At 51.2% G+C, this 22,215-nt stretch carries 17 protein-coding genes and 1 pseudogene; 8 read left to right on the forward strand and 10 right to left on the reverse strand.

All coding sequences use genetic code 11. The annotated features are described in order from the left end of the window. Window positions 1-109: 109 nt before the first annotated feature. On the reverse strand, window positions 110-874 hold the full coding sequence (locus tag PCH01S_RS00835) for an SDR family oxidoreductase (protein ID WP_042225889.1): 765 nt from the start codon (window positions 872-874) through the stop codon (window positions 110-112). 138 nt (window positions 875-1,012) lie between these two features. On the opposite strand from PCH01S_RS00835, the pseudogene PCH01S_RS00840 reads away from it, so the two are divergent. The 3 genes and pseudogenes from PCH01S_RS00840 to PCH01S_RS00850 all read left to right on the forward strand — a co-directional run bounded on the left by PCH01S_RS00840 (window position 1,013) and on the right by PCH01S_RS00850 (window position 4,293). Then, window positions 1,013-1,452 (forward strand): annotated as a pseudogene (locus PCH01S_RS00840) (Lrp/AsnC family transcriptional regulator). A gap of 198 nt (window positions 1,453-1,650) precedes the next feature. Beyond that, window positions 1,651-2,649 (forward strand): helix-turn-helix transcriptional regulator, encoded by a 999-nt coding sequence (locus PCH01S_RS00845; protein ID WP_042225893.1) that lies wholly within the window; start codon window positions 1,651-1,653, stop codon window positions 2,647-2,649. A gap of 198 nt (window positions 2,650-2,847) precedes the next feature. After that, window positions 2,848-4,293, forward strand: coding sequence for an MFS transporter (locus PCH01S_RS00850; RefSeq protein WP_042225894.1), 1,446 nt, complete (start codon window positions 2,848-2,850; stop codon window positions 4,291-4,293). A 97-nt stretch (window positions 4,294-4,390) separates the two neighbouring features. Here PCH01S_RS00850 and PCH01S_RS00855 read toward each other — a convergent pair whose 3' ends face one another. The 4 genes from PCH01S_RS00855 to PCH01S_RS00870 all read right to left on the reverse strand — a co-directional run bounded on the left by PCH01S_RS00855 (window position 4,391) and on the right by PCH01S_RS00870 (window position 9,549). Beyond that, window positions 4,391-5,845 carry an esterase-like activity of phytase family protein gene (locus PCH01S_RS00855; RefSeq protein WP_042225896.1) on the reverse strand — a complete coding sequence of 485 codons (1,455 nt, stop codon included), beginning with the start codon at window positions 5,843-5,845 and terminating at the stop codon, window positions 4,391-4,393. A gap of 313 nt (window positions 5,846-6,158) precedes the next feature. Continuing rightward, a complete protein-coding gene (locus tag PCH01S_RS00860) occupies window positions 6,159-7,352 on the reverse strand; it encodes an MFS transporter (RefSeq protein WP_042225898.1) in 1,194 nt (397 codons plus the stop codon). Window positions 7,353-7,511: 159 nt separating this feature from the next. Then, on the reverse strand, window positions 7,512-7,778 hold the full coding sequence (locus tag PCH01S_RS00865; protein WP_042225900.1) for an ArsR/SmtB family transcription factor: 267 nt from the start codon (window positions 7,776-7,778) through the stop codon (window positions 7,512-7,514). Between the two features lie 211 nt (window positions 7,779-7,989). Continuing rightward, the gene (locus tag PCH01S_RS00870; protein ID WP_042225901.1) at window positions 7,990-9,549 is read right to left on the reverse strand and encodes a glycosyl hydrolase family 18 protein; all 1,560 of its coding nucleotides are present in this window, start codon (window positions 9,547-9,549) and stop codon (window positions 7,990-7,992) included. A 496-nt stretch (window positions 9,550-10,045) separates the two neighbouring features. On the opposite strand from PCH01S_RS00870, the gene PCH01S_RS00875 reads away from it, so the two are divergent. After that, the gene (locus PCH01S_RS00875) at window positions 10,046-10,942 is read left to right on the forward strand and encodes a CPBP family intramembrane glutamic endopeptidase (RefSeq protein WP_241688668.1); all 897 of its coding nucleotides are present in this window, start codon (window positions 10,046-10,048) and stop codon (window positions 10,940-10,942) included. 130 nt (window positions 10,943-11,072) lie between these two features. On the opposite strand, the gene PCH01S_RS00880 is transcribed toward PCH01S_RS00875, so the two are convergent. Continuing rightward, on the reverse strand, window positions 11,073-11,648 hold the full coding sequence (locus PCH01S_RS00880) for an NAD(P)H oxidoreductase (RefSeq protein ID WP_042225902.1): 576 nt from the start codon (window positions 11,646-11,648) through the stop codon (window positions 11,073-11,075). A 395-nt stretch (window positions 11,649-12,043) separates the two neighbouring features. On the opposite strand from PCH01S_RS00880, the gene PCH01S_RS00885 reads away from it, so the two are divergent. Next, window positions 12,044-12,382: a winged helix-turn-helix transcriptional regulator gene (locus tag PCH01S_RS00885; RefSeq protein WP_042225903.1), complete on the forward strand. Its 339-nt coding sequence runs from the start codon at window positions 12,044-12,046 to the stop codon at window positions 12,380-12,382. Between the two features lie 110 nt (window positions 12,383-12,492). Here the strand turns inward: PCH01S_RS00885 and PCH01S_RS00890 are convergent, their stop codons facing one another. After that, entirely contained in the window at window positions 12,493-16,884 is a 4,392-nt protein-coding gene (locus PCH01S_RS00890; protein ID WP_042225904.1) for a family 10 glycosylhydrolase, read from the reverse strand. Between the two features lie 235 nt (window positions 16,885-17,119). Here PCH01S_RS00890 and PCH01S_RS00895 point away from each other — a divergent pair, with 235 nt between their 5' ends. After that, complete coding sequence (locus PCH01S_RS00895; protein WP_042225905.1) at window positions 17,120-17,533, forward strand: VOC family protein; 414 nt, start codon at window positions 17,120-17,122, stop codon at window positions 17,531-17,533. 323 nt (window positions 17,534-17,856) lie between these two features. On the opposite strand, the gene PCH01S_RS00900 is transcribed toward PCH01S_RS00895, so the two are convergent. The 3 genes from PCH01S_RS00900 to PCH01S_RS00910 all read right to left on the reverse strand — a co-directional run bounded on the left by PCH01S_RS00900 (window position 17,857) and on the right by PCH01S_RS00910 (window position 19,955). Continuing rightward, window positions 17,857-18,381: a GNAT family N-acetyltransferase gene (locus tag PCH01S_RS00900; RefSeq protein WP_042225906.1), complete on the reverse strand. Its 525-nt coding sequence runs from the start codon at window positions 18,379-18,381 to the stop codon at window positions 17,857-17,859. Window positions 18,382-18,560: 179 nt separating this feature from the next. Further along, the gene (locus tag PCH01S_RS00905; RefSeq protein ID WP_042225908.1) at window positions 18,561-19,433 is read right to left on the reverse strand and encodes an S-layer homology domain-containing protein; all 873 of its coding nucleotides are present in this window, start codon (window positions 19,431-19,433) and stop codon (window positions 18,561-18,563) included. An 84-nt stretch (window positions 19,434-19,517) separates the two neighbouring features. Next, window positions 19,518-19,955 carry a GreA/GreB family elongation factor gene (locus PCH01S_RS00910; protein WP_042225911.1) on the reverse strand — a complete coding sequence of 146 codons (438 nt, stop codon included), beginning with the start codon at window positions 19,953-19,955 and terminating at the stop codon, window positions 19,518-19,520. A 222-nt stretch (window positions 19,956-20,177) separates the two neighbouring features. Here PCH01S_RS00910 and PCH01S_RS00915 point away from each other — a divergent pair, with 222 nt between their 5' ends. Continuing rightward, entirely contained in the window at window positions 20,178-21,527 is a 1,350-nt protein-coding gene (locus PCH01S_RS00915; protein ID WP_042225913.1) for a sensor histidine kinase, read from the forward strand. Then, on the forward strand, window positions 21,514-22,152 hold the full coding sequence (locus tag PCH01S_RS00920) for a response regulator transcription factor (protein WP_042225914.1): 639 nt from the start codon (window positions 21,514-21,516) through the stop codon (window positions 22,150-22,152). The genes PCH01S_RS00915 and PCH01S_RS00920 overlap by 14 nt, the downstream gene beginning before the upstream one ends. Window positions 22,153-22,215 lie beyond the last annotated feature (63 nt).

Consider the following 22,215-nt stretch of genomic DNA (forward strand, 5'->3'; position numbering starts at 1 on the left):
TCCCGCGCCGTACCCCCGAGATGCGGGTGCTCGTCCCTTAACCGCTTGCTCGGCAGCAACGGACTAAGCTTGGCGCAATCTCCCGATCCTCTTCGTCGCTGCCTGGTTCTTAGAGACGGATTCCACCGGATACATCGAGAATCTGGGCAGTGACCCACCGGCTCTCCTCCGATGCCAGGAAGGCCGCCGCATCCGCGATATCGCTGACGTGTCCGAGCCGGCCCAGGGCCGTCATGCCGACCGCGTATTCCCGGACCGACGGATCGCTCAGGATCTCCGCGTTAATATCGGTTTCCGTGTAACCGGGCAGGATGGTGTTCACGGTAATGCCCCTTTCACCGAGCTGCTTCGCCAGCGGCAGAGTCATGGTGTTTAAAGCACCTTTGGTCAGTCCGTAGGCAATGGAAGCAGGGAACGCGATACGGGTTTCGGCGGAGGAAATGTTCACGATCCGTCCTCCGGTGCGCAGCCGGGGCAGCGCTTTCTGAATAATGAAAAACGGGGCCTTGATGTTGACGGCGATCAGCTCGTCAAACTGTTTCTCGGTCGTTGTTTCGATGGACCCTTGTGTGCCGATTCCGGCATTGTTGACGAGAATATCGAGGGAAGTGCTGCCCGTATGTTTGATGGTGAGCGTGTCCAACTGCTCGAACAACCGTTCCACGCCCATCATGGAGCCCAGATCGGCCTGCACGCTAAAAGCTCTTCCGCCGGATTCCGTAATTTCGGCAACGGTCTGCTCCGCCGCCTTCTTGTCCCGGCCATAATGAACGGCTACCCAAGCACCGTCATGGGCCAATCTCTTGGCGATCGCCTTTCCGATTCCGCGGCTCGCCCCGGTGACGAGCGCCGTTTTTTCGCGCAAATTTTGCATGCCAATCATCCTTTCCGGTTCTATACCATTAATTATATGGAAATTCGGGAGAGTAGACAGGTATAATTAAAGGGATTCATGCCGAATCACTTTCTGTTTTATAAGCAAAACTACTAAAGCGCTTTAGGAGGATTATGGATGAGAGAAACGGCAAAGCCCGACGATACCGACCGCAAAATCATGAATTTACTGCATACGAACGCGCGCATGCCGGTTGCCGAAATCGGCCGCCACATCTCCATGACCCAGCCGGCCGTGAGAGAACGCATCCAAAAGCTCGAGGAGCAGGGAATTATTACCGCCTACAAAGCCAAATTCGATCCCGGTAAATTAGACTGGGCATACAGGCATTTATGTTGTTTAAAACCGTCAAATGCAGGGAGTTTGTTCGTTATTGCGAATCTTCCCCGGAGGTTGCCGAGCTGTATCGGATAAGCGGGGAGTTCAATTATATGCTGAAAACGAGGAGCGAATCGATGGAGTCGCTTGCCGCGTTCCAGGACGCGATGATGATTTTCGGAGTATCCAATACGCTGATGATCATGCACGTTCATGCGGAGGACAAAAGTCCATTTTGACTAACTATCCGGCAATAGGGCAATGGAAGCAGAGTAAGATGTTCGATCTCAAATATTTCAGTTAAACGATTACCGGATTTCTGAATCGGGCGTTGGGTATCTCCGTTAGTTCAATAAAGTGAGCTAAAATTGTATTCCTATAGTGCATAGAATATAATGCAGCTATTCTCTAGATTAATTAGGCAAGAAGGTGTCGAATTGACTTTAGATATAGTTAATAGCGAGGTACACAGCCTTTTCGATCAATTTACGGATCTGATTCAAGGACAATCCCGGCTCCGGACATGGGAGCAGCATATTACGATTCCGCACGGGGTTGGACAAGGAAGCATCCTCAGAACGCGAATCCGTCCCGACATGGAAATCGTGATAACAGACGTGACCTATGCGCAGGATATGAAGCTGCGTATTCAGGAGGCTTGTCCGTTGTTTGAGCTAAGTTACTGCCTGAGCGGCGATGTTTATTGCGAGTGGGGCGGGAAGGAAAGTTATACCAGTCATTGGACGGGTAACGTGCTATTTTTCGAGGATGAATTGGTATATGAAGAGAAAAAGGCGGGTGTCCGCAATCATATGGTGGAAATCCGGCTATCTCCGAAGGAACTGTTTCATTATGCGGCCGATTTTACCGAGAAACAGAGGATGGAATCCTGGCTGCAGCGGCATAAGGGCAACATCGATAAATACCCGAATACGCCGGAAATCCATCGCTGTGTGTCGGATATGCTGAACTGTACTTATGACGGAGCGATGAAAAGGCTGTACATGGAGAGTAAAGCGATGGAGCTGATCGCTTTGTTCGGGGAAGTAGAAGGCTATGAAGCGGAGATTGGAAAAACGTTTTTGAACCGTGACGATCTGGCGAAGCTGGATCAAGCCAGGGAACTCGTGATTCGTCATTTCGAACAGCCGTTATCGATCCGTGAGCTGGCGAGAAAGGTCGGACTCAACGAATTCAAGCTGAAGAAAGGTTTTCGGGAACGTTTTGGCATGACTGTATTTGAACTGGTACGCAAGCAGAGGATGGAAAAGGCGCTTTATTGTATGGAAGTGCGGCGGATGAACGTCGGGGAAACGGCGGTATCCGTCGGCTACAGCAATTTCAGCAATTTCGCGGCAGCCTTCCACAAAATGTATGGGTATAATCCGAGTGAATACCTTAAGATGTTATCCCATCGGGATGCAGAAACAGAATAGATCAGTTTAAACGTTTTATAAAAGGATTTCGGACATAGGTATCATGTTCGGAATCCTTTTTTTGTTCCTTCAACTCCTTTTGTAGGGCGAGAAAATACCTTTACAGGTAGAACACCGTTTCATTTATCGCTGATAATAAGGATCAATTGATCAGGCTGGTTCGCTTCATTTGATGCCGGTTGATAGGAGGGGTTAACCGTGAAAGATCTAACAACTGTCTGTACAAGGGAACCCAGCGCGGCACCGCATGCCGATCCGCGCCGCTGGATGGCTTTAGTCCTGATTTTGCTGCCGACTCTTCTGATTTCGCTGAACAATTACATGATGCAGGTGGCGCTTCCGATGATACAGGGAAGCGTCCATGCCAGCTTTGCCGAAGCGCAGCTTATTTTTTCGGGATATTCGTTAGGGCTTGCCGTTGCTTTGATTTTAGGCGGAAAACTGGGTGACTTATATGGCCGAAAACGCATGTTACGGATCGGGGTTTTGGGTTTTACTTGTATGTGCCTGTTCGGCGGATTGGTATCGGACCCCACTTTACTCATCGTCATTCGCATCATCCAGGGTTTATCGGCAGCGATGATCCAACCGCAGGTTTTGTCCATTATGCAGAGCATCTTCCTCCCGAGGGAAAAGGGGCTGGTTTTTGCCATCTATGGGGCCGTCATCGGCATAGGGTTCACCCTTGGCCTGATTTTGGGCGGTTTTTTGGTGGACGGGAACCTGTTCGGCCTTAGCTGGAGGATCGTTTTTCTGGTTAATGTGCCTTTTGGACTGCTTGTGATGATGGGACTGCCGATGGTTCCCGAATCGCGCGGGCAATCCGAACCGAGTATCGACTGGATCGGCATTGCTCTTGTTATGTCCGGATTGTTTTTGCTTATTTATCCGTTAACGATCGGGCAAAAACAAGGTTGGCCGGTATGGATCTGGGGATGCTTGCTTTTATCGCTTGTGCTTCTGTTTCTATTCGTGCTTCTGCAGAAACGGAGAGAAGAGACGGGACGCGTGCCGTTGATGAAGCTTTCCATGTTCAAAATAGGTTCATTCCGGATCGGAATCATCACGGAGGTAGTTGTCTATCTCAGTATGTTCTCTTTTTTCTTCGTATTAAACTACTATTTGCAGGCGGGATTGCAATTTGATCTTAAATCGACCAGCTTAGTTTTTTTACCGATTGGCTTGGGATGTTTCGCCGCTTCTTTAATGTCGGCATGGTTGGTGAAAAGATGGGGAGTTGCGGTATTAAAAACAGGGATGCTTACGATGGGAGCGAGTTTATTTATACTGATTTGGTCACTGCATGCCGATGCCGTGCATTTACTTCATTTTCAAAACGTATTGATTCTGTCTGTATACGGGCTGGGTCTGGGCATGGCTACAACGCCGCTTGCTAATACGATCTTGAATCGCGTGCCGGCGGTATCGGCCGGAACCGGTTCGGGGCTGTTTACGACTTTTATGTATTTGGCGAACGCTTTGGGTGTAGCAGGGATCGGCATTTTGTTTTCTTCTGCGCTGAATTCGCCTCTTGCCGAAGCCGGCCTGGAAGATTACATCAGAGCTTTTTCCGTTACAACCGCCGCGAGTGGAGTGCTGGCTTTTGCCGCTTGTGCATGCATCAGTATGTTAAAAAAAGAGTGAGGTGACTGAAGTGAGTAACTTACTTGATGGTTACAGATTAAAAACCTAAAAACCCGGCGGACCGAGGTCCTGACCGGGTTTGCTGATTTTGCGCGTTTTACTTGATGGTATAAGGGAGCTTGAACGTCCAGAGCTCGGTGCCGTTTTCCGGAGAGCTGCTGTCGACGCCGAAATCGTTGTCGTTTACGATGACAAGCGTATTGCCGTTTACGAGAGAAACGCCTTCGACTTTCTCATACGGATATTTGAAAGGGACCAGATCGAGCAGCGTCCGTTTGGTAGGAGGAAGGATCTTCTGGTCTTTCAGCTCGGCCGGGGACATTTGCTCCAGTGTTTTACCGGCTGCTTTGGTATCGTCGTATTTGCCGAGAATGTTTGTCGCGTTAGACAGATCGATGAAATAGATGCGCTTAAGCTGCGCCTTGTCTCCCGCATTTTTGTCGCGTTCGTCGATAAGCAGCGTATTTTCATCCACGACCACGAGGTCGGAAATGACGATGTCCGCTTGCTTCAACCCTTTAAAAGCTTTAGCGTCTTCCGCGAGATAAGCGAATTCGGCTACCGGCTCCAGCGTTTGCAGATTAAATTTGATGATACGAAGTTGACGCGAATTGTCGGATTCCTTGTTCGGGCTACGCAGCGGGCTTTGCATTGCCATGAACATGTAACGGCCGTCCGGTGTGATGCCTACCGCTTCGGCGCCGCGGTTTTGGCGGAGCTTGTTGTAGACGGCCGGCAGTGTTTCACGGGCCGGTACAAGCGGTGTGGAAACTTGAGCGGCCCAGCCTTTAGGCACAATGCGCTCGATCAGGGTGCCGTCCCGTTTTACATGCACCAGGGAAGGTCCGTACTCGTCCGAAATCCAGAACGTATCGTCTTTGGGGTTGTAGGCCAGTCCTTCAACGTCGAGACCGTACGGATCGTAAGCGAGTTCTTTCTCGGCTTTGGCGTCGAAAGGCGCTTCGTCCCGGCCTTTGATGTTCGGCAAACCGCTGATGTTGGCTTTTCCCGTTGCCGGATTAATACCGTTCAATTTAAGCGGGAATTGGTCGAGAATGTTGATTTGACCGTCTTTAATTTCGATTTTGTAAATAGTCGGGGTATAATCGGCCAGCGGGAACGTGCGGACCATGGTTCCTTTTACTTCGACTTCTCCGTTCGGCCCGCGGTCCGCCGTTGTATAGAATACATTGTCGGGATCGCCCGGCAGGTGGGTCAGCGAGGAGCCGATGCCCATTTTGAGGCCTTCTGCAAGATCGGGAGCATTCAGTTTGTATTTGCCTGTCAGTGCAGGCTTGTCCGTCAGAGAGACACGGCTGCGGAACTCGTCCCAATCGACGTATTTGCCGGTCGCTTCGCTGATTGCGCGAAAAGGCAGATACAGGCTGCCGTCGATGTTTACGGCCGGAACGGACGGGGCAACGGTTTCCCCGTTGTTGGTGTAGGTGACCGAGTCCGCCGTAGAGCCTTTCAGATCCGCGGCAAAAGCGGAGCCTGTTCCGGATACGAGCGTGAGTGCTGCCGATGCGGCGATAAGCCAATTCTTTTTCATTTTTGCAGATCCCCTTCATAGATCGGATAGTATGTATGCGTTACTAAACCTGACTATAACAGGAGATTGTTAACGTTAAGTAAGTCTATATTTGAGATTTTGTAAAGGCGAAGCAGGGGATAGGATACAGCAGCATATTCTCATAGAAAAAGTAGGCCGGGAAGAAAGCTTGCGGCCGTTCGGACCCGGTGCCCGGGATGCGAGGACGAGTACGGGAATCATAGACCGGAGGGAGGTTATAGCAAGGCACCGCACATGAATGATTGGTACATAAAAAAAAGCTACCCCTGCAGGGATAGCTTCTCGCTTGTATTTAGGCATTCAGGCGTACCGGGTGCTCTCTCTCCGGTTTGTGTCTTTCGGCAGCGGAAAGCTTGAAAGAGACGAAGTTAATGACGATTGCCGCCGCGACCCCGGCCGCTCCGATCCATGTCACGGCATTCAGGGAGATACTGCCGACGATAATGCCGCCGATTCCGGCACCGGCTGCCATGGCAAGCTGCATCACGGAACTGTTCAGGCTGAGCATGATTCCGGATGATTCGGGTGCCATCGTGACGAGATTATACTGCTGGGTCGGGCCGGAAGACCAGGCGGCAAACGACCACAAAATCAGCACGGCGAATACGACGACAGGGGAGTGAGCGGCCAGCGTCAGCAGAAGCAGGGTGATGATGTGCAGAGTCATGCCGGACATGAGCGTGCGGTACACTCCCCATTTATCCGCGCTGTAGCCGCCAAACTTGGAACCGACGAGGCTGGCGATGCCGAATGCGAGCAGTGCGGCGCTTAACATTTTTTCGTTCATGCCGGTAATGGTCAGCAGATAAGGGGAGATATAGGTGTACGCGATGGAATATCCCCCCAGCCAAAAGAAACTTACCGATAAAGCCAGAAGGATTCTGGGTTGTTTAAGAAGGGCCATCTGCTCGCGCAAAGGAACGGGAGCGTCACCTTCCGTTTTCGGAATGGTAACGGACAAGATGAACATCGCCAGCAGGCCGAGTGCGCCGATACCGGCGAAAATCGTTTTCCAGTCGTAAGTCGCCGCAACCAGCCTTCCGAGCGGAACGCCCACAATGAGAGAAGCGGTAAAGCCCGTAATGACGGTCGCAATCGCGCTTGCCTGCTTACCGGAGGGCGCAATTTTGGCTGCTACGGTCAAAGCGGTTACGACAACCACCCCCGCGCCGAGCGCCATCAGAACACGGGCGCCCACAAAAGCGGCAAAACCCGGCAGAATAAATGCGAGTAAGTTCGCGACGACAAAAAGTCCGAGTGAATAGATCAGTAATTTGCGCCGTTCCCAGCGGGCGGTCCAAGCGATCAGAAAGGGTGTCCCCAGCCCGTAAACGAGCGAAAAAACGGTAATGAGCTGTCCTGCGGCAACCAGCGATATGTCGAGGCTGGCAGAGATTTTATCCAGAATTCCGGCAATGATGTACTCGGACGTTCCCACCAGAAAGCTGATCAGGGCAAGCATGTAGATTTTCCATGTTTTAAACATGTTGTCATCCTCTTTTCTTAATAGTATTATATTTCTAGAAATATAGAAATAAAAAGGGCAGCGGTGTTAAAAGCTGTTTAGGTACGTAAACGTTTCATACGGAACTTTAAAAGTACGTATTTTTGATATTTCTAGTTATATCGAAATATAGAACAAAAATTATTCGATCAAATAAGGCGCAAATTTTTTGACCGTTTCTTCATTTAAGCTGTAATAAATGTAGGTCCCTTTTTTCTGGGAATGAAGCAATCCGCAATCAGATAATTGTTTCAAATGATGAGACAACGTGGAAAGAGCGATGGATTCCAAGCGGCTCTCGAGATCCGCAGGACAGAGATTGCTTTCCTTGGTCAAAATTTGAATGATTTTATAGCGGGTATGCTCACCCAGTGCCCTGTGCACTTTAACGGCTTGATTAGTTTCCATACTTTCCACACCCTTTTTCTACCGGCCTTACACGCTGCCTGCCGCTTTTCTTATTTCTAAACTTTTCGAAATAACTATACCATGCCTTCATTCAAAAGTAAACGCCTTACAACCAAGTTATCGAATTATTTTGAACAACGAAAATAAAAAGCTGCCCGCGTCCAAGAAGGACGTCGGGACAGCTTCTTCTATTCCGAAACGGAACAAAGGTTTATTTCAATGCCGTATAGATGGCATCCAAAAGGTCTGCACCCAGGTTTTGACCATATTCCCAGAACATGATGCCGCCCAGGTTGTTGCTTTTGAGATAGTTGACTTTCTGAGTCAGAGACTCCGCGTCATCGTAGCTCAGCATGCTGCTGCCCTTAGTGAGGTAGGGAGCTTTGGCAACGTCGTCCCATTGACGGGTCCAGCCGTTTTTGTTGATGTAGCTGGCTTTGAGCTCGTCATACGTGTAATCCCCGGCACCGTGGGAGTAGAAAGCTCCGCCGATTACGATTTTTTCGGATGGAACGCCGCGTCCCTTGTAAAGCTTCACCGCATTGTCCACACTGTAGTTGGAGTTCAGAGAAGACGTGTACAGGTTCGTGTGGTGGGTGTTGGCGCCGACCTGCATGTCGTAGGTCATAATGTTGATGAAAGTGAAGTAAGGGTGTACGCCTCCCAGGTCGATTCCTTGCACACCGTACTCGGAAGCGCCCATTGCCGCTGTAATTTCATACTTTTTGTTACCGGTACGGCCGTCGGCCGCGCTGCCGGCATCGAGAACTTCACGAAGTTTTTGCAGGAAAAGGGTGTAGTTTTGTTTGTCCGCCGTTGTCGGATACTCCCAGTCCAGATCGATTCCGTCGAGTTTGTTAGCACGGATATACTGCAGGGCGCTGTTAGCGAAAGCCGTACGGTTCGCATCCGTGGAAGCTGCGCTCGTGAAACCGTCTGAACGGCCCCAGCCGCCTACGGAAATCAGAACCTTCAAATCGGGATTTTTCTGTTTCAGCGTAACCAGTTGAGCGATTTGGGAAGTATCTCCGCCGCTGACGCCGTTATTGGCGACATCCGCAAATGCATAGAAGATGTGCGTCAATTTGTTGGCGGGAACCGTGTTCACGGCCGGGAAGTGCCAGGAAGCAACGTAAGCGCCGTTGATTTTGGTCAGCGGCGTCGTACCGCCTCCGTCCGAGGACGTAGTCACCGCAAGAACATTACTGGCTGCGGATAAGTTGCCGGCTGCGTCTTTCGCTTTAACGCTGAAAGAGTATGCCGTATTGGCTGCCAGGCCGGTTACCGTAGCGGTTGTGCCGGTTACCGAGACAGTCAGCGCGGAACCGTTGTAAACGTTGTAGCCGGTTACGCCGACATTATCCGTGGAAGCATTCCACGAAAGGGTAACACTTGTGGAAGTTTTGCTGGTCAAGGTCAGTCCTGCAGGAGCAGTCGGTGCCGTTGTATCCGGCGTGCCGCCTGTGCAGTCGCTGACGTATTTCCAGCTGCCCCATGTATTTGTCTGGGAAGGCGTTTCGCCCTGTGTCCACCATTTCGCTTCGAATACTTTCCCGTTGTAAGAAACTTTTTGTCCACCCGTATAAACTTTGGTAGAATCCCAGGCCGCATCCGTACAAGCGGCAGCCGCAGCCGAGACATCAGCAGCCGCGGAAGCCTGCCCGGTATTCAAACCAAGGAAAGGAAGCAGAGAAACTAGCAGGGATACGATCAGCAGAATACGGAAAAGGACCTGCTTGGGAGATTGAGAGCGAATAGATTGCCAATTCATTACATATAGCCTCCTTTAATGAATAAATTTGATACCGCTTACATTATTTCTTTTCGCTACTTCACCTCACTTTGTAAAGACTCCCGGTCCTTTGTTCAGGCCAATAAAAGGCTAGCCCGAGCTCAAGAGTTAGCAAAAAACGAATGCATACTCCGTCATGCGGAAGCGGGAGTCATCTAATCTTGTAAAGTTTGCTGCTGCAAGTCTATGAATCTGCTTGCTCTCCTATTATCGTTTAAACTTTTTACCAGAAAAAGGGGTATTTTTTCATTATCAGGGAGAAATTTTCTCTTTTTTGACATTTTTCATCAAAGGAACGTGGCACTTAGAGACAAGTCTTGAAGTGCGCAGTAAGCGGGGACAGCCGGCTATTTTCGGGGAATTACCGAGTAAATGGGTATCTTCCAAGAACACAATACTTTTAAAGCTACTATATATAGAATGTGTCGAGATCAAAAGCTGAAAGACACCCAGGTAGTTTAGGAGAGGAGAATGTGTGATCAAACCTTCACTTGAAACTCAAGGTGGCCGTGCATCCACGGGCTTGACCCGGGATACGGGAGGAAGAATTCACTTGGTCTGGCGCATCTTGCTCGGCTGGCTTTCGTTCGTCGTCGCATTGGGAGTGGCCGTCGCCGTAACCTTAGCCGCGCAAAACTACGGATTCCCGGTCCTGGCCCAGCAAATTATCCTTGCGGTCGTGACTACGGGTATTGCCGTGCCGCTCATTTACTTGTTGAGACGCTATGCCGACAACCGGCCTTGGAGCGGATTGGGATTGAGTCCTCTTCCGTCGGGATTCCGGTATTTGCTGCTGGGCGCAGGCTTTCTAATCGCGATGATGGGCATTGCTCTGCTCGCGGGAACGCTGGCAGGCTGGGTCCGGGTGGTAGATGTTCACTTGCCAGTGGAGACCCTGCTCGTCATTCTGATTAACATTCCGATCGCTTTTTTCTACGAAGCGTTTCCGGAAGAAGTAACGTTCCGTGGCTATCTATACGGCAACCTGAGCGAGCGATTCAACAGATGGCTGGCACTGCTGTTTCAGCTTATTCTTTTTGTGCTTGCCCCTGTCGCTCTGACGGCCGCCCTGGTTGCCGCCGGAGTAGGTACCTGGGATCTGATTACGATCGACTATGTCGTTAATTTGCTTGCCTTCGGTATCGCGCTTCAATTGTGCCGGATCTTTACCGGAAATTTGTGGATGTGTATCGGATTTCATCTGGCTTGGCTGGAAATGGTCCGTTTTGTGATTGTTCCTTCGGACAGTGCCCTTATTGAAGTGGAGTATTTGTCGCCTTACGGAAGTTACCTGGTGTCGCTCGGTTCTGTAACGATCGGTATTCTTGTGCTGCTGTACTGGACGTACCGGAACAGAAATCGTCAGAAGTAGATTCGAGAATAGCCTGGCCCCCTTTTGTTGAAGCGGTAGTAAGCGGGACGGAAGGACTATGGGAAAATCGGCACATACGACCCGCAAGAGGGAATGTGCCGCTTTTTTTGCCGGGAAAAAATCCCCACCCTTATTCGCGCCCGTAATGAAGTCCGTGCTCGTAAGCCTGCTGAAGCAAATCCTGAATATGGTCCGGATTGGAGCTTAAAGTATCATACAGAAATTCAACTTTGGAACTCGGAATTCCGGCATATTCCGCCAAGCCGACATTGAGCTGATGGTTGACCATCTGGTCGTAGTTTCTTTTTGCCAATTGTTCGGATGTCGCGCCCGCAAGGCTGAGCCACAATACTTCCCGATGAGGCAGCTTTTGGGGGCCATAGGCAAATCCGTGGTTCCATACGCGTTCGATGTATCCTTTCAGCATGGCCGGCAAGCCGTACCACCAGAGCGGGAAAATGTAAGCCAAACCGTCGTGTCGTTTCATGCGTTCTATTTCGGCCATCACTTCAGCGGAATACTGTTTACCGCTGTCCGTCCAGTCTGGCTCATCCGGTTCGTTCAGGACGGGATTGAACCTGCTGCGGTAAAGATCCAGCACTTCCGTTTCATGGCCTGCATCCTGAAGGCCGCGTGTGAAGCGGTCGGTAACCGCCATGGTCAAGGAATCGGTTCTCGGATGGGCAACAACCGTCAATACTTTCATTTCTTTCCCTCCTCAGTAAGAAATAGGCGTACGCCGAATGGTTCGAAAGGGTTTCGGACATGCCGTTCAAGTTCAAGCATACCGCCTCACTGCCGGCTATCCATATTTTCAAAGGAATGTTGTATTCCCTCCTTTTAACGGGTACAAGGAAATTATGCATCGTGGGATGGGGAAAGGGAAGTACGCACTTTTTTGTCTTATTTCTACCAAAAAGTATCTTAGGCACCAATTGGTGCGTGTAAATTCGCTTTGCAGCCGGGCTTTTTTCGGACCTTGCGCCTTAGCGGAGCCGGGTTCACATTTAGACAAATACTGGTTAATATCACCCGGGTAGGTTAAAATGGGCGTAAGAACCGAACGATAGAATTCGGATAAATAAGGATGTGCAGCAACCGATGCCCGCGAAACCAAAAAATCAACGCACGTACAATATTCCGGTGGAAGCGACCTTGGATGTGATAGGGGGAAAATGGAAAACCGTTATTTTGTGCTGCTTGACCGAAGGCCCCAAAAGAACGAGCGAGTTGAAAAAAGATATACCGGCTATCACCCAGAAAATGTTGACCCAGCAGCTTAAAGAGCTCGTGGAAGACGAAATTATCATTAGGACTGTATACAATCAGGTTCCGCCTAAAGTGGTGTACGAACTAAGCCCGCTTGGCCGGTCGTTAGAATCGATTCTGGATTTAATGTGCGACTGGGGAGACCAGTATATCAAGGGGTATATCAAGTGAGGCAAGTGGAACAAGAAAAAACGCAGTCATTCCATAGATCATAAAACAAGCTGGCCCGGTCTTAACCGGTGCCAGCTTGTTTTGTCGTGAACACGGATGCGAAGAGCCGTTTATTTTAAAAGATTGTAAACCGCCTGTGCGCTTTCCGCACGGGTAAGGACGGCTTGCGGTGCGAATTTGTTTCCTTCGCGTCCGTTCAGCAGCCCGGCGGCAGCGGCTTTCGCGACATCGCCTTTGGCCCATTCATGGATGCTTCCGGCATCCGTGAAAGAGACAGAAGGCGATTCGGCGGACAGCTTTCCGTGCTTCGCTTCGTAAGCGCGGATCAACATCGCGGCCATCTGCTCGCGGGTAACCGATCCGCCGGGCTCAAACAGTGAATCCGTCATGCCGGTTACGATTCCCGCATCAAATGCAGCGGCGACTTCTCCGGCAAACCAGTCTCCTGCTTTTACGTCGGAAAAGGGGGTGGCTGCTTTTGCAGGCAATCCCAGAGCGCGAACCAGCAGGGCGGCGAATTCGGCCCGGGTCACCTGACGCTGGGGACTGAAGAGGTCCTTGGTAACACCGGTTACAATCAACTTGCGGCTCAGCTCGCTGATTGCCGGATACGCCCAATGACCGGCATTTACATCCTGGAACGATTTGCTTACCTCCAGCAGGCCGTAAGTACTGAAATGGCGGATACTCGCCATGATCGTTCCGCTGCCGGATGGTCTCTGATCGGCGATATACTGGAGCGTTCCGTCTCCGGCTAAGTGATAGAGCCCCGTGCGGCTCAGGTCGCTTCCTTCCGCTGACTGAAACGAGATCTCAAGCGGAGCAGAGAAGCGGTCCATCACCGCTGCAGTCTTGCCTCCGGCCCGGACTTCCATCCGGAAGTCGTACAATCCCCGGGTGCGGATTTTAGCGCCCAGCTTATTTTCAGCGGTTTGAACCAAAGCTTGCAGATGACCCCCTTCGACGGGCTCCGCTTTGAAAACGAGCTTCGCACCTGTATCGGCGGTCAAATCCTGCCACTGCCGGATCACCGGGTTCGGTATCGTTACGCTCACGTTGGCAAACCGAAGAAGCAGCGGGCGGCTATTGCCAATCATCGTGCCCGTGTCAGCCGGCAGATGAACTTCGCGGATGCCGGCTGGAACGGATACGGTAACTTTGCCGTCCGTTTCCTTAAAATCCGCGGGTTCTATGACTTGAACCCCGTCTCTGGGTGTTGGCATAGGCGTAGGCACGGACGGATTTGTCGGTCCTGATCCGCCAACTGATCCGGTGCCGCCAGAGCCGGATCCGGATCCGTCGGAGCCCGTAGAAGACTGGGCGGTTGCCGCAAGGGTCGTACCGCGGCTTTCCAAGCTGCTTCCGCGTTCGAGAGCCGTAACGACGTACGTGGAAGTCGTACCGGCCTTAACGGTGTTGTCAACGACAGTTTGAACCCCCGCCGGTCCGACTTTTACCTGTTTCCAGATATGAGCAGGATTCGACGTGTCGGGTGCGCCGGTGCCGGCTGATCTGTAAATCACATAGGTGCCCGCCGTACTGCCCGCCTCGTTTTGAATATTCAGCTTGATGCCGCTTCCTTCGACAGCGGCCGTTACGGCCGGGGCGGCCGGAAGCGACTTGGAAAGCCAGCTCATTTCCGGCATGAGGGAAGGGTATTTATACAAATCGGTTTTTAACCGGTCCCGGAAACCGAGTTTATTTTCCAGAACCTGCACGGCGGAGAAGAACATACTTCCTTTCACGTCCGCAAAGTTCCGGTTGAATAAGATTTGGTTCGGCAGCTGGTCCGGATCCAGCCAGTTCGGATCGTCGGCTCCGATCTTATGAACGCCGTGGCCCGCATAGAGCAGGACATGTTTCCCCTCTACCTGGCGTTTCCACCAGTCAATAAGCTTGTCGTATGCAGCGGGACTGTAATTGATGTTCCAATAAAGCTGCGGCGTAATGTAGTCGATCCATTGCTCATCCACCCATTTCTTGCTATCCGCATAGATCGCCGAGTAGCTTTCCAATCCGTTCGTCTCGGAACCTGCAGGATCGTTCGCTTTGTTTCTCCAGATCCCAAACGGGCTAATCCCGAACTGGACATAAGATTTGGATTTCTTAATCTCGGCGGAGAGCTGCCGGATCAGGGAGTCTACGTTGCTTCGGCGCCAATCCGCTATGCTCATGCCCGATCCGTAGGCCGCATATTCCGCAGCATCGGGGTAATCCATGCCGGTTACAGGATACGGGTAGAAATAGTCGTCAAAATGTACTGCATCGATATCGTAGTTGTTCACCACTTCCATGATGCTGTCGATAATATACCGCTTGACTTCCGGGTTGCCCGGATTATAGCCGAGCTTGCCTCCGTAAGAGACGACCCAGTCGGGGTGCCTTACCGCGGGATTCGAATCAGCCAGTTTGCTTTTATCCGTATCGTTGCTGATGCGGTAAGGGTTGAACCAGGCATGAAGCTCCATATTCCGTTTATGAGCTTCCTGTATGGCGAAGGCAAGAGGATCGTATCCCGGGTCTTTGCCTTGAGTTCCCGTCAGCCAGGCTGACCAGGGATTTAAAGCGGAACGGTAGAACGCGTCCGAAGTGGGGCGGACCTGATAAATCACCGTATTGATTCCGGTGGCTTCGAGCTCGTCAAGCAAATGGATCAGCTGCCGTTTCTGCTGCTCGGCATCGTAGGTTCCTTTAACGGGCCAGTCGATATTTTCGACGGTCGCAATCCAGGCGGCTCTCATTTCATGTTTGGGAGCGCCGGTTTCTTTGTTAACGACCAGTGAATAAGTGTCTGTTTTGCCGTTTAGCGAGGCACTGATGGTCGTGACACCTATGGATTTGGCCGTGAGTGTTCCGCCGGCGTCGATCTCGGCTACGGCGGGATTGCTGCTTGTATAAGTCACGCCGCTTATCGCTGCCGCCGGTGGTTGGGGAACGTCAAGCAGCGTATAGGTGGCAAGTACTTTAGCTTGTCGCACGGCTCCGATATTCATCGATTTCATGTCGGACAGTTGGATTTTAGTCAGAACCGGAACGGGTTCGATAACCGTTACGGGAATAACCGCCTGCCGGCCTGCGAAAGTAACGGTCACCGAAGCGGAACCGGGTGCTTTTGCCACAATCTTCCCATCAACCGATATTTCGGCTACAGAAGGGTTGGAACTTACAAACCGGGCTTCTTTCGTGACTTCGAGTGAATCGGCTCTATTGGCGTAAACTGCGAAAACTTTGGGAGTGCCGGTCCGGCCAGCTTCCAGTTGATCGGGTGCGAATGCCTGGATGCCCAGCACCTGCGGTTCGTCAACCGTGACGTTCACTTCAAATGCGGCAGGCTGGCTATCGGAATAGAGAGCGGTGATAACCGCATTTCCGGCTTTAAGCGCGCTTACCCGGCCACTGCCGTCAACGACGGCCACATCCGGATTGCTGCTGTAAAAACGAACTCCGCTTTCAACTTTTTGAGGCGAAGTGCTGTTGGCTTTGGTCATATAGACCTCTGCGGTTTTGCTCTGACCTGTTTTCATCGGGGTCAGTCCGGTCAGGTCGAGTCCCGTTATTTCGGTGTCGGAATAAATCGCGCTCAACCGGTCGTAATAAAGAACACCGGCGTTTTTGTTCGTATCTTTCGTTTCAACCAGATAAAGGTCCATAAATTTGAAAGGACCTGACTGTGTGGAAGGAATCTCTGCGGTTACGTAACGCCATCCTTTCCAGTTAAAGGCGGTGCTGCTAGTAAAATCAACGGTAAAAGAAACGCCGGCCTGATTTCTGAGCCTGGCGCGCAGCCAATGACTGCTTTCGTCTCCGTAAACCCAGACACCTATTTTCTTCGGTGTGCCTTCGATCGGTCTGTCGAGAGCTCCCGTATCGGGATTGCGGAGACTGACGAATGCGGCAGACGTGCCCGCTGTTCCTCTCATATCATAAGTAAATTTAAGGGAGCGGCTACCGTAAAGCACGGGTTCGGGCCTTTCCGCCAAACTGATGGAACTTTTCGTTCCCACCGCGCCCGCGGTTCCCGCGCTCAACAGCGCTTTACCGTTACTAACGGTTTCAAAATCCTCAATTACGGCTGTCGCTTTACTTCCGACCATTACGAGCGCTTGGGTGCTTAACCCACCGTAAGTGGCGGTTACGTAACCGGCCTTGAATCCGCCGCCGCCTGCCGCTGCCGTCAGCAAGCCGTTCGAATCAATCGTGCCGATGGCACTGTCGGCGGACCAACTGACATCGCCAGCCTGCAGGGGAACTACACTCCCGTTGGCATCGTAGGCAGATGCGGCAAACTGCTGCAAGGAGGAAGGAGTAACGGTTACGGGATTGGGAGTCAGGGCGATTGAATTATAAGTACCGTTGGTGACGCTGGTTGCTGGACCAGCAAGGAGAGAAGAAGATGGAGTAGAGTAAGCGCTTGCAGAAATGGAAGGGAATAAGCCGAGCAAGAGTGCGAAGGCCAGAAATAATGAGAGAGTGGGACGATAGCCCCTAAATGTGCGATCCAATCAAATATCACTCCTTCTCTGATTTTAAAAGGGTCAGCTTTTGGAAATGCTCAATCTGTACGAGCATTCAGAATGTAGGATGAGACCTCCTTCCTGCTTTGGCAATCAGCTCTATTATAGAAAAACATATTTGGAGAATCAATCCATTTTATTTTTCTTGTGTGATGATTCTGTATAGTCGGTTTAATGAAGATGGAATGAAGCCGTATAATAACTATCTCAAGGAGTGGTTGGTATGAGTCAAGTCAAGCCGTCAGCGGTAACACCTTTCCTGACCTTTACAGGGCAGGCGGAAGAAGCCATGAACCTGTATACATCGGTATTTGAAAACTCCGAAATCATCCGGATTACGCGGTATGGCCCGGGTGAACACGGCGAGGAAGGAAGCGTCATACATGCGTCGTTTTCCTTAAACGGACAAGCCTTCATGTGCATAGACAGTAGTGTGAAACACGACTGGACGTTTACTCCCGCTATTTCGTTACATTCGTTTTTCGAAACCGAGGAAGAAATTCGGCGGGTATACGAAGAACTGTCCCGGGGAGGACAAATTTTAATGCCTTTGGCTTCTTATCCGTTCAGTAAAATGTTCGGCTGGATTAGTGATCGTTACGGAGTCACTTGGCAGCTCCAGTTGGCCGGCAGTTAAGAAAGGATAGAAACCGTCGCTGCTATCCTCATTAAACGCAGTAAGTTAAACCGAAAGGGGCTGGATGATGCCAACGAATATAAAAGACGGGCGGATGGAGACCGGTTATTTCCAAGGCCCTTAAAAAAGCCTTGGAAGAACCGCAGATTACGGAGTTGCTTCAAAAAATCGAAGCGGAAATCGGGGGAGCCCCGAGATGCCGAATGGAATCCATGCACCGATGTTTATGTGAAATAGGAATCCATTATTCGAGGTTTACGGAAGTATGTATGGGGAAAGCGGAGAGAGGATTGGAAGCAAATTTAAACAGTACGTTCTACTGACTATCCGGGAAATTCAAGTCTCCATTCATTCGACTTCATCCAGGAGCCTTTGGGGAATTCCACTTCCGTTTCTCCCGCGAGAGTGAATCCGAGCTTCCTGCAAATGGCGTTCGAGGGGAAGTTGGACACACCGGGAAACGCATAAACGATCGCGCCGGGCACATCGTCTCGCAGGATGTCCAGCATAGCCGAAGTTGCGGTCATGGCAATACCGTGCCCTTGAAACTCCGGCAGTACGCCCCAACCCACTTCAAAAACGTCCTGGTCTCTCCAGTGCTGCGCCCAGTAGCCTACGTTGCCCACAGCTTCGTCTCCGAAAAGAATCGTAAACATGCGTACCTTGCCCGGTACGGCTTTCATGTATCTCTGATGCCTGGAAGATAAAGCTTCTTCCGATTCGGGGCCTCCAAGATGGGCCCACATTTCTGCCGTATTCATCTTCTTGAGCAGAGTAAGGTCGTTTTCGGACCAGGGACGGACAGAAATTTCAAAGCTCGCCGATTTGCCGGAATGGGGTGCGTTCATGGTTAGCAATTCCTCCGTTATTTACTAATATCTCCATTTTAGAACAAATGTTCTTATATTTCAAGCGTTATTTATTTTTAAACCTTACAATGAACGCTTGCCATACAGGGCTGAGACCTTTTGCCATATGCGGGTAAGAAAAAGCGCCGCTTCCCATAACCGGAGGCGGCGCCTGTTTGTCAATTCGCTTGGATTTCCACTTTATATTTGCTCGAAAGATAGGTTTCCGTTTTCGATGTCCATAGGACTTGGGGATACATTTTACCCGGTTCCGGAGAAGTCAGCTTGTAACGGATCTTCGCGTGCCCGCTGTCGTTCATCTCGATGTTCGTAATCGCAATGCCGTATCCGGGGCTGGGCTGTTCTCTGCGGGTGAGTACGATTTTGTTGATGTCCGCGTTTACCTTTTCGATCGTAAAGCTTACTTCCTGATTTTCTTGATTGTCCGTCTGTTCCTTGTGGCGGTCGGTAAATTCAATCGCTTTGGCGATCATGCCCGCCGCTTCCAACCGGGTAATGCGGTCCTGCGGATGGAACAAACTTTTATCGTCGAGCGTGGCGACCTTCATAAGCAGCAGGTTCTGAATGCTGCCTTGATACAAGGGGGTCATCTGATCTTCGTCCGCGACCCGGATATACATTTTGATCAGCGGATAGTCTCCGGTCGCCTGGATTCCCTTATAGAGAAGCTGTGCGAACTGTTCCCGGGTCAGCTCGGCCGACGGGTCTGCAGCTAGTTCGACCGGGAGTCCGTTTTTTGCGGCGATATCAAGCGATTCGGCATACCAGGGCGCGTTCGGGTTTTGCAAAGTTACGTCCGCTGCCTTTAACTGGAGTGCCTTGACGATCAAATGTACGCCCTGAACGGACGTCAGTTTGCCCTGAGGCGCAAATTTGTCCTCCGACACGCCCTGAATCACTCCTTTGCTCTGCAAGGACGTGATAACGGCGGCATCCGCGCCTTGAACGTCGGAGAACGCCGAAGCGGAAGAAGCAGCCAGCAGGGAACATCCTAGAGTCAGCGCTGCAATCATGTTCTTTTTATTTTTCATCGTGTAGTTCACCTCAACCTTACTGACGGAAAAAATTTCTAGAAGGTTGCTTGTTTCAAACCGCCGATACGAAATGTATACCGTTTAAACGTCTCCGGCGTTCATATACCGGATATCTTCAATCCGCACACTGTATTCTCCGGACGGTGTCTGGATCGTAAACGTCTGTTCCCGCGTCCCCAGCAGAAGATGGCTTCCGATAGGGGATAAGAAAGAAATTCGGTTGCTGGAAGGGTCCGTTTTGGAAGGGAAAACGATCGAATACGTATCCGACTCGTTATCCTCCAAGTAGCGGATCTGTACCTTGCTGCCGATAAGCACCTTGGAATGCAAAAGCTCCTCGCTAAATTCGCTGATCAGACCGGTGAGAGCTTCGGAATACTCCTGAAGCCGTTCTTCGGTATAGGTCCGCGATTTCGTCGGGGAGGGGAAATATAGCTCCAGGAACTGATGCAGTTCCTCGTCGAAATAGACGAGCTGGTTGATGAGCTGATGCCGGGAACCCGTCAGACTAAGGTTCATAGTAGATTCCTCCTTCCATCCCCAAATCCGCGCCGGTAATGCCGGTCAGCCTTTCTTTCCAGTATGTCGTCATAGGGGTGTGCCTCCTTATGTAAAAATAAGACTCCCGGTAGGAGCCCTTCCTTCTATACTATCAGAATTTTCCGTAAAAGCTATCCATGATCGGATTTCCTTGGGGGAATATGGTAGGATAAACATAACTGCTTCCATAAAGGTGATCGCATGCTTTATTATTTTCTGGCTCTCTCGCTGGCATCGCTTATTCTCCTGATTCCACACCTTCATAAGGAGACAAACCGGTGGGCGGCGTTTTTTCTTTTCAGCGCTTCCATAGGCGGATTGACCGGGCTGCTCCGGCAAAAAGGCTTAACGGATCTCGCTTACGCATCGGAATTTATCAATCATACCCTGACGCCTTACGGGGTGCTTGTCTTTAGTCTCGTTTACTCCGGCGTTTTGGAAAACAGGCCACGGGCCCGACGAATGGTCAAAGGACTGCTGCTTCTGCCTGTTCCGGCCATGCTGATCTATACGGTCTCGCGGGATGCGTTTGCCATCCATTACGGTCCGCTGCTTTTGTGGACGGCTCCTTATTATTTGGGCGCCTGTTCGCTGCTCGTCCTTTCTCTCCGGAGAGAAGGGAATCCCGTCCGCAAAAGAAACCGGCTTATCACTACGCTGATCATCGTTCCCACCCTGCTTGGCGTACTGCTGTTTATTAACGTGGCGCGGGTGTTCTCGCCGGAATTCGACTTTTTCAGCTATGTTTCCGTCTTTATGATTTATTCGTTCGCGGTGGCGCTGCTTTGCGTTTTTGTATACGGCGTATTGGGCATCCGGCTCCGTTTTGAAAGGGACTCGCTCGACACGACCATGCAGGCGGTCACATCCGGTACGACGCTGCTCAACCATTCGATCAAAAACGAGCTCGGCAAAATAGCGCTCAGCACGGTGAATTTGCAGGGAAGTCTGGACGAAAAAGACGAGGAAGCGAAGGAACATCTGCGGATTATCGCAGCCGCCTCCGATCACATGCTCGAAATGGTAGGCCGCATTCATAACCGGACGAAAGAGATTGCGCTTAAGGAACGGCCGGTCCCTTTCGATGAACTGGTCATGGAAGTTGTCCGCCGGCACGGACAGTTATTTGCGCGGCAGGGGATTGCGGTCCAAACCGTCTTCGACTGGCGTCCGATTGTCCGGTTCGATCCTGTGCATCTGACGGAGGTCATCGGCAATTTGCTCGGCAATGCGGCCGAGGCGATGCCGGACGGCGGAACGCTTACCGTGACGCTGGCATCGGTCCGTCATGGCGCGGTACTGAGCGTCGCCGATACGGGCGCCGGAATTCCTTCCGACCGGCTGTCGCGCGTGTTTGAGCCGTTTTATACGACTAAGACAAAAGCGGCCAATTACGGGCTCGGTTTGTCGTACGTGTATAACGTGATGCAGAAATCCGGAGGCTCGGTGGAGATTTCCAGCAAACCGGCAGCGGGAACGTGCGTGCGTCTTTATTTTCCGCGCAACAAAATTGTTCAACTAAACGGAGAGAAGCCCGATGGAACTAATTAAAGTCTTGCTGGTGGAGGATGATCCGGATTGGATCAAAGCGATGACTTCCTATTTAAATAAGGAAGACGATCTTCTCGTCGTCGGCGCGGCCGTTCATCCCGATGAGGCGGTCAGTATGGCGGCGAAACTTGATTTCGACGTAGTTCTGATGGATATTCAGCTGACCGACCGCGGACTTGACGGCATCTATACGGCCGTGGAAATACTGGAACTACGCCCGGCCAAAATCATTATGCTGACTTCCATGTCGGACGAGCATGTGATGACGGAAGCTTTTACAGCTGGGGCCGTCAATTATATTGAAAAAACGAGGTTCCGTGAAGTGCCGCACGCCATACGCAGCGCCTATCGCCATCCCGCCGCCATGGACGCTCTGCTGAAGGAATTTTCCCGGTTGAAAAGGGAGGAGCAGCTTAAAAAGCTGACGACCGCGGAACGGGAAGTATACGAGCTGATCGAAGAAGGCTACACGCAGTCCCAGATCGAGAAAAAGCTCGTGAAGGCGGAGAGCACTCTGAAAAACCAGGTGAACAAAATGCTTAAAAAGCTGGGAGTCAAAAGCAGCAAAGAAGCCGTGGAAAAAGTGCGCCGACGGGGGATTTCGCGGGATAAACAGTCGGACTGAGCACATCAGCCGAATGGAAGGAAGGTAAGGGGTTCTATGATTTGTAGAACCTCTTTTTGCCGC

Source organism: Paenibacillus chitinolyticus NBRC 15660, assembly GCF_000739915.1.
In the GTDB taxonomy this organism is placed as follows: Bacteria; Bacillota; Bacilli; order Paenibacillales; family NBRC-103111; genus Paenibacillus_F; species Paenibacillus_F chitinolyticus.

What these genes read in the sequence shown, in the direction of transcription:
- PCH01S_RS00835 (WP_042225889.1), bottom strand. Translation starts at nt 874, where the DNA reads ATGCAAAATTTGCGCGAAAAAACGGCGCTCGTCACCGGGGCGAGCCGC.
- PCH01S_RS00855 (WP_042225896.1), bottom strand. Translation starts at nt 5,845, where the DNA reads ATGAAAAAGAATTGGCTTATCGCCGCATCGGCAGCACTCACGCTCGTA.
- PCH01S_RS00860 (WP_042225898.1), bottom strand. Translation starts at nt 7,352, where the DNA reads ATGTTTAAAACATGGAAAATCTACATGCTTGCCCTGATCAGCTTTCTG.
- PCH01S_RS00865 (WP_042225900.1), bottom strand. Translation starts at nt 7,778, where the DNA reads ATGGAAACTAATCAAGCCGTTAAAGTGCACAGGGCACTGGGTGAGCAT.
- PCH01S_RS00870 (WP_042225901.1), bottom strand. Translation starts at nt 9,549, where the DNA reads ATGAATTGGCAATCTATTCGCTCTCAATCTCCCAAGCAGGTCCTTTTC.
- PCH01S_RS00880 (WP_042225902.1), bottom strand. Translation starts at nt 11,648, where the DNA reads ATGAAAGTATTGACGGTTGTTGCCCATCCGAGAACCGATTCCTTGACC.
- PCH01S_RS00885 (WP_042225903.1), top strand. Translation starts at nt 12,044, where the DNA reads ATGCCCGCGAAACCAAAAAATCAACGCACGTACAATATTCCGGTGGAA.
- PCH01S_RS00895 (WP_042225905.1), top strand. Translation starts at nt 17,120, where the DNA reads ATGAGTCAAGTCAAGCCGTCAGCGGTAACACCTTTCCTGACCTTTACA.
- PCH01S_RS00900 (WP_042225906.1), bottom strand. Translation starts at nt 18,381, where the DNA reads ATGAACGCACCCCATTCCGGCAAATCGGCGAGCTTTGAAATTTCTGTC.
- PCH01S_RS00905 (WP_042225908.1), bottom strand. Translation starts at nt 19,433, where the DNA reads ATGAAAAATAAAAAGAACATGATTGCAGCGCTGACTCTAGGATGTTCC.
- PCH01S_RS00910 (WP_042225911.1), bottom strand. Translation starts at nt 19,955, where the DNA reads ATGAACCTTAGTCTGACGGGTTCCCGGCATCAGCTCATCAACCAGCTC.
- PCH01S_RS00915 (WP_042225913.1), top strand. Translation starts at nt 20,178, where the DNA reads ATGCTTTATTATTTTCTGGCTCTCTCGCTGGCATCGCTTATTCTCCTG.
- PCH01S_RS00920 (WP_042225914.1), top strand. Translation starts at nt 21,514, where the DNA reads ATGGAACTAATTAAAGTCTTGCTGGTGGAGGATGATCCGGATTGGATC.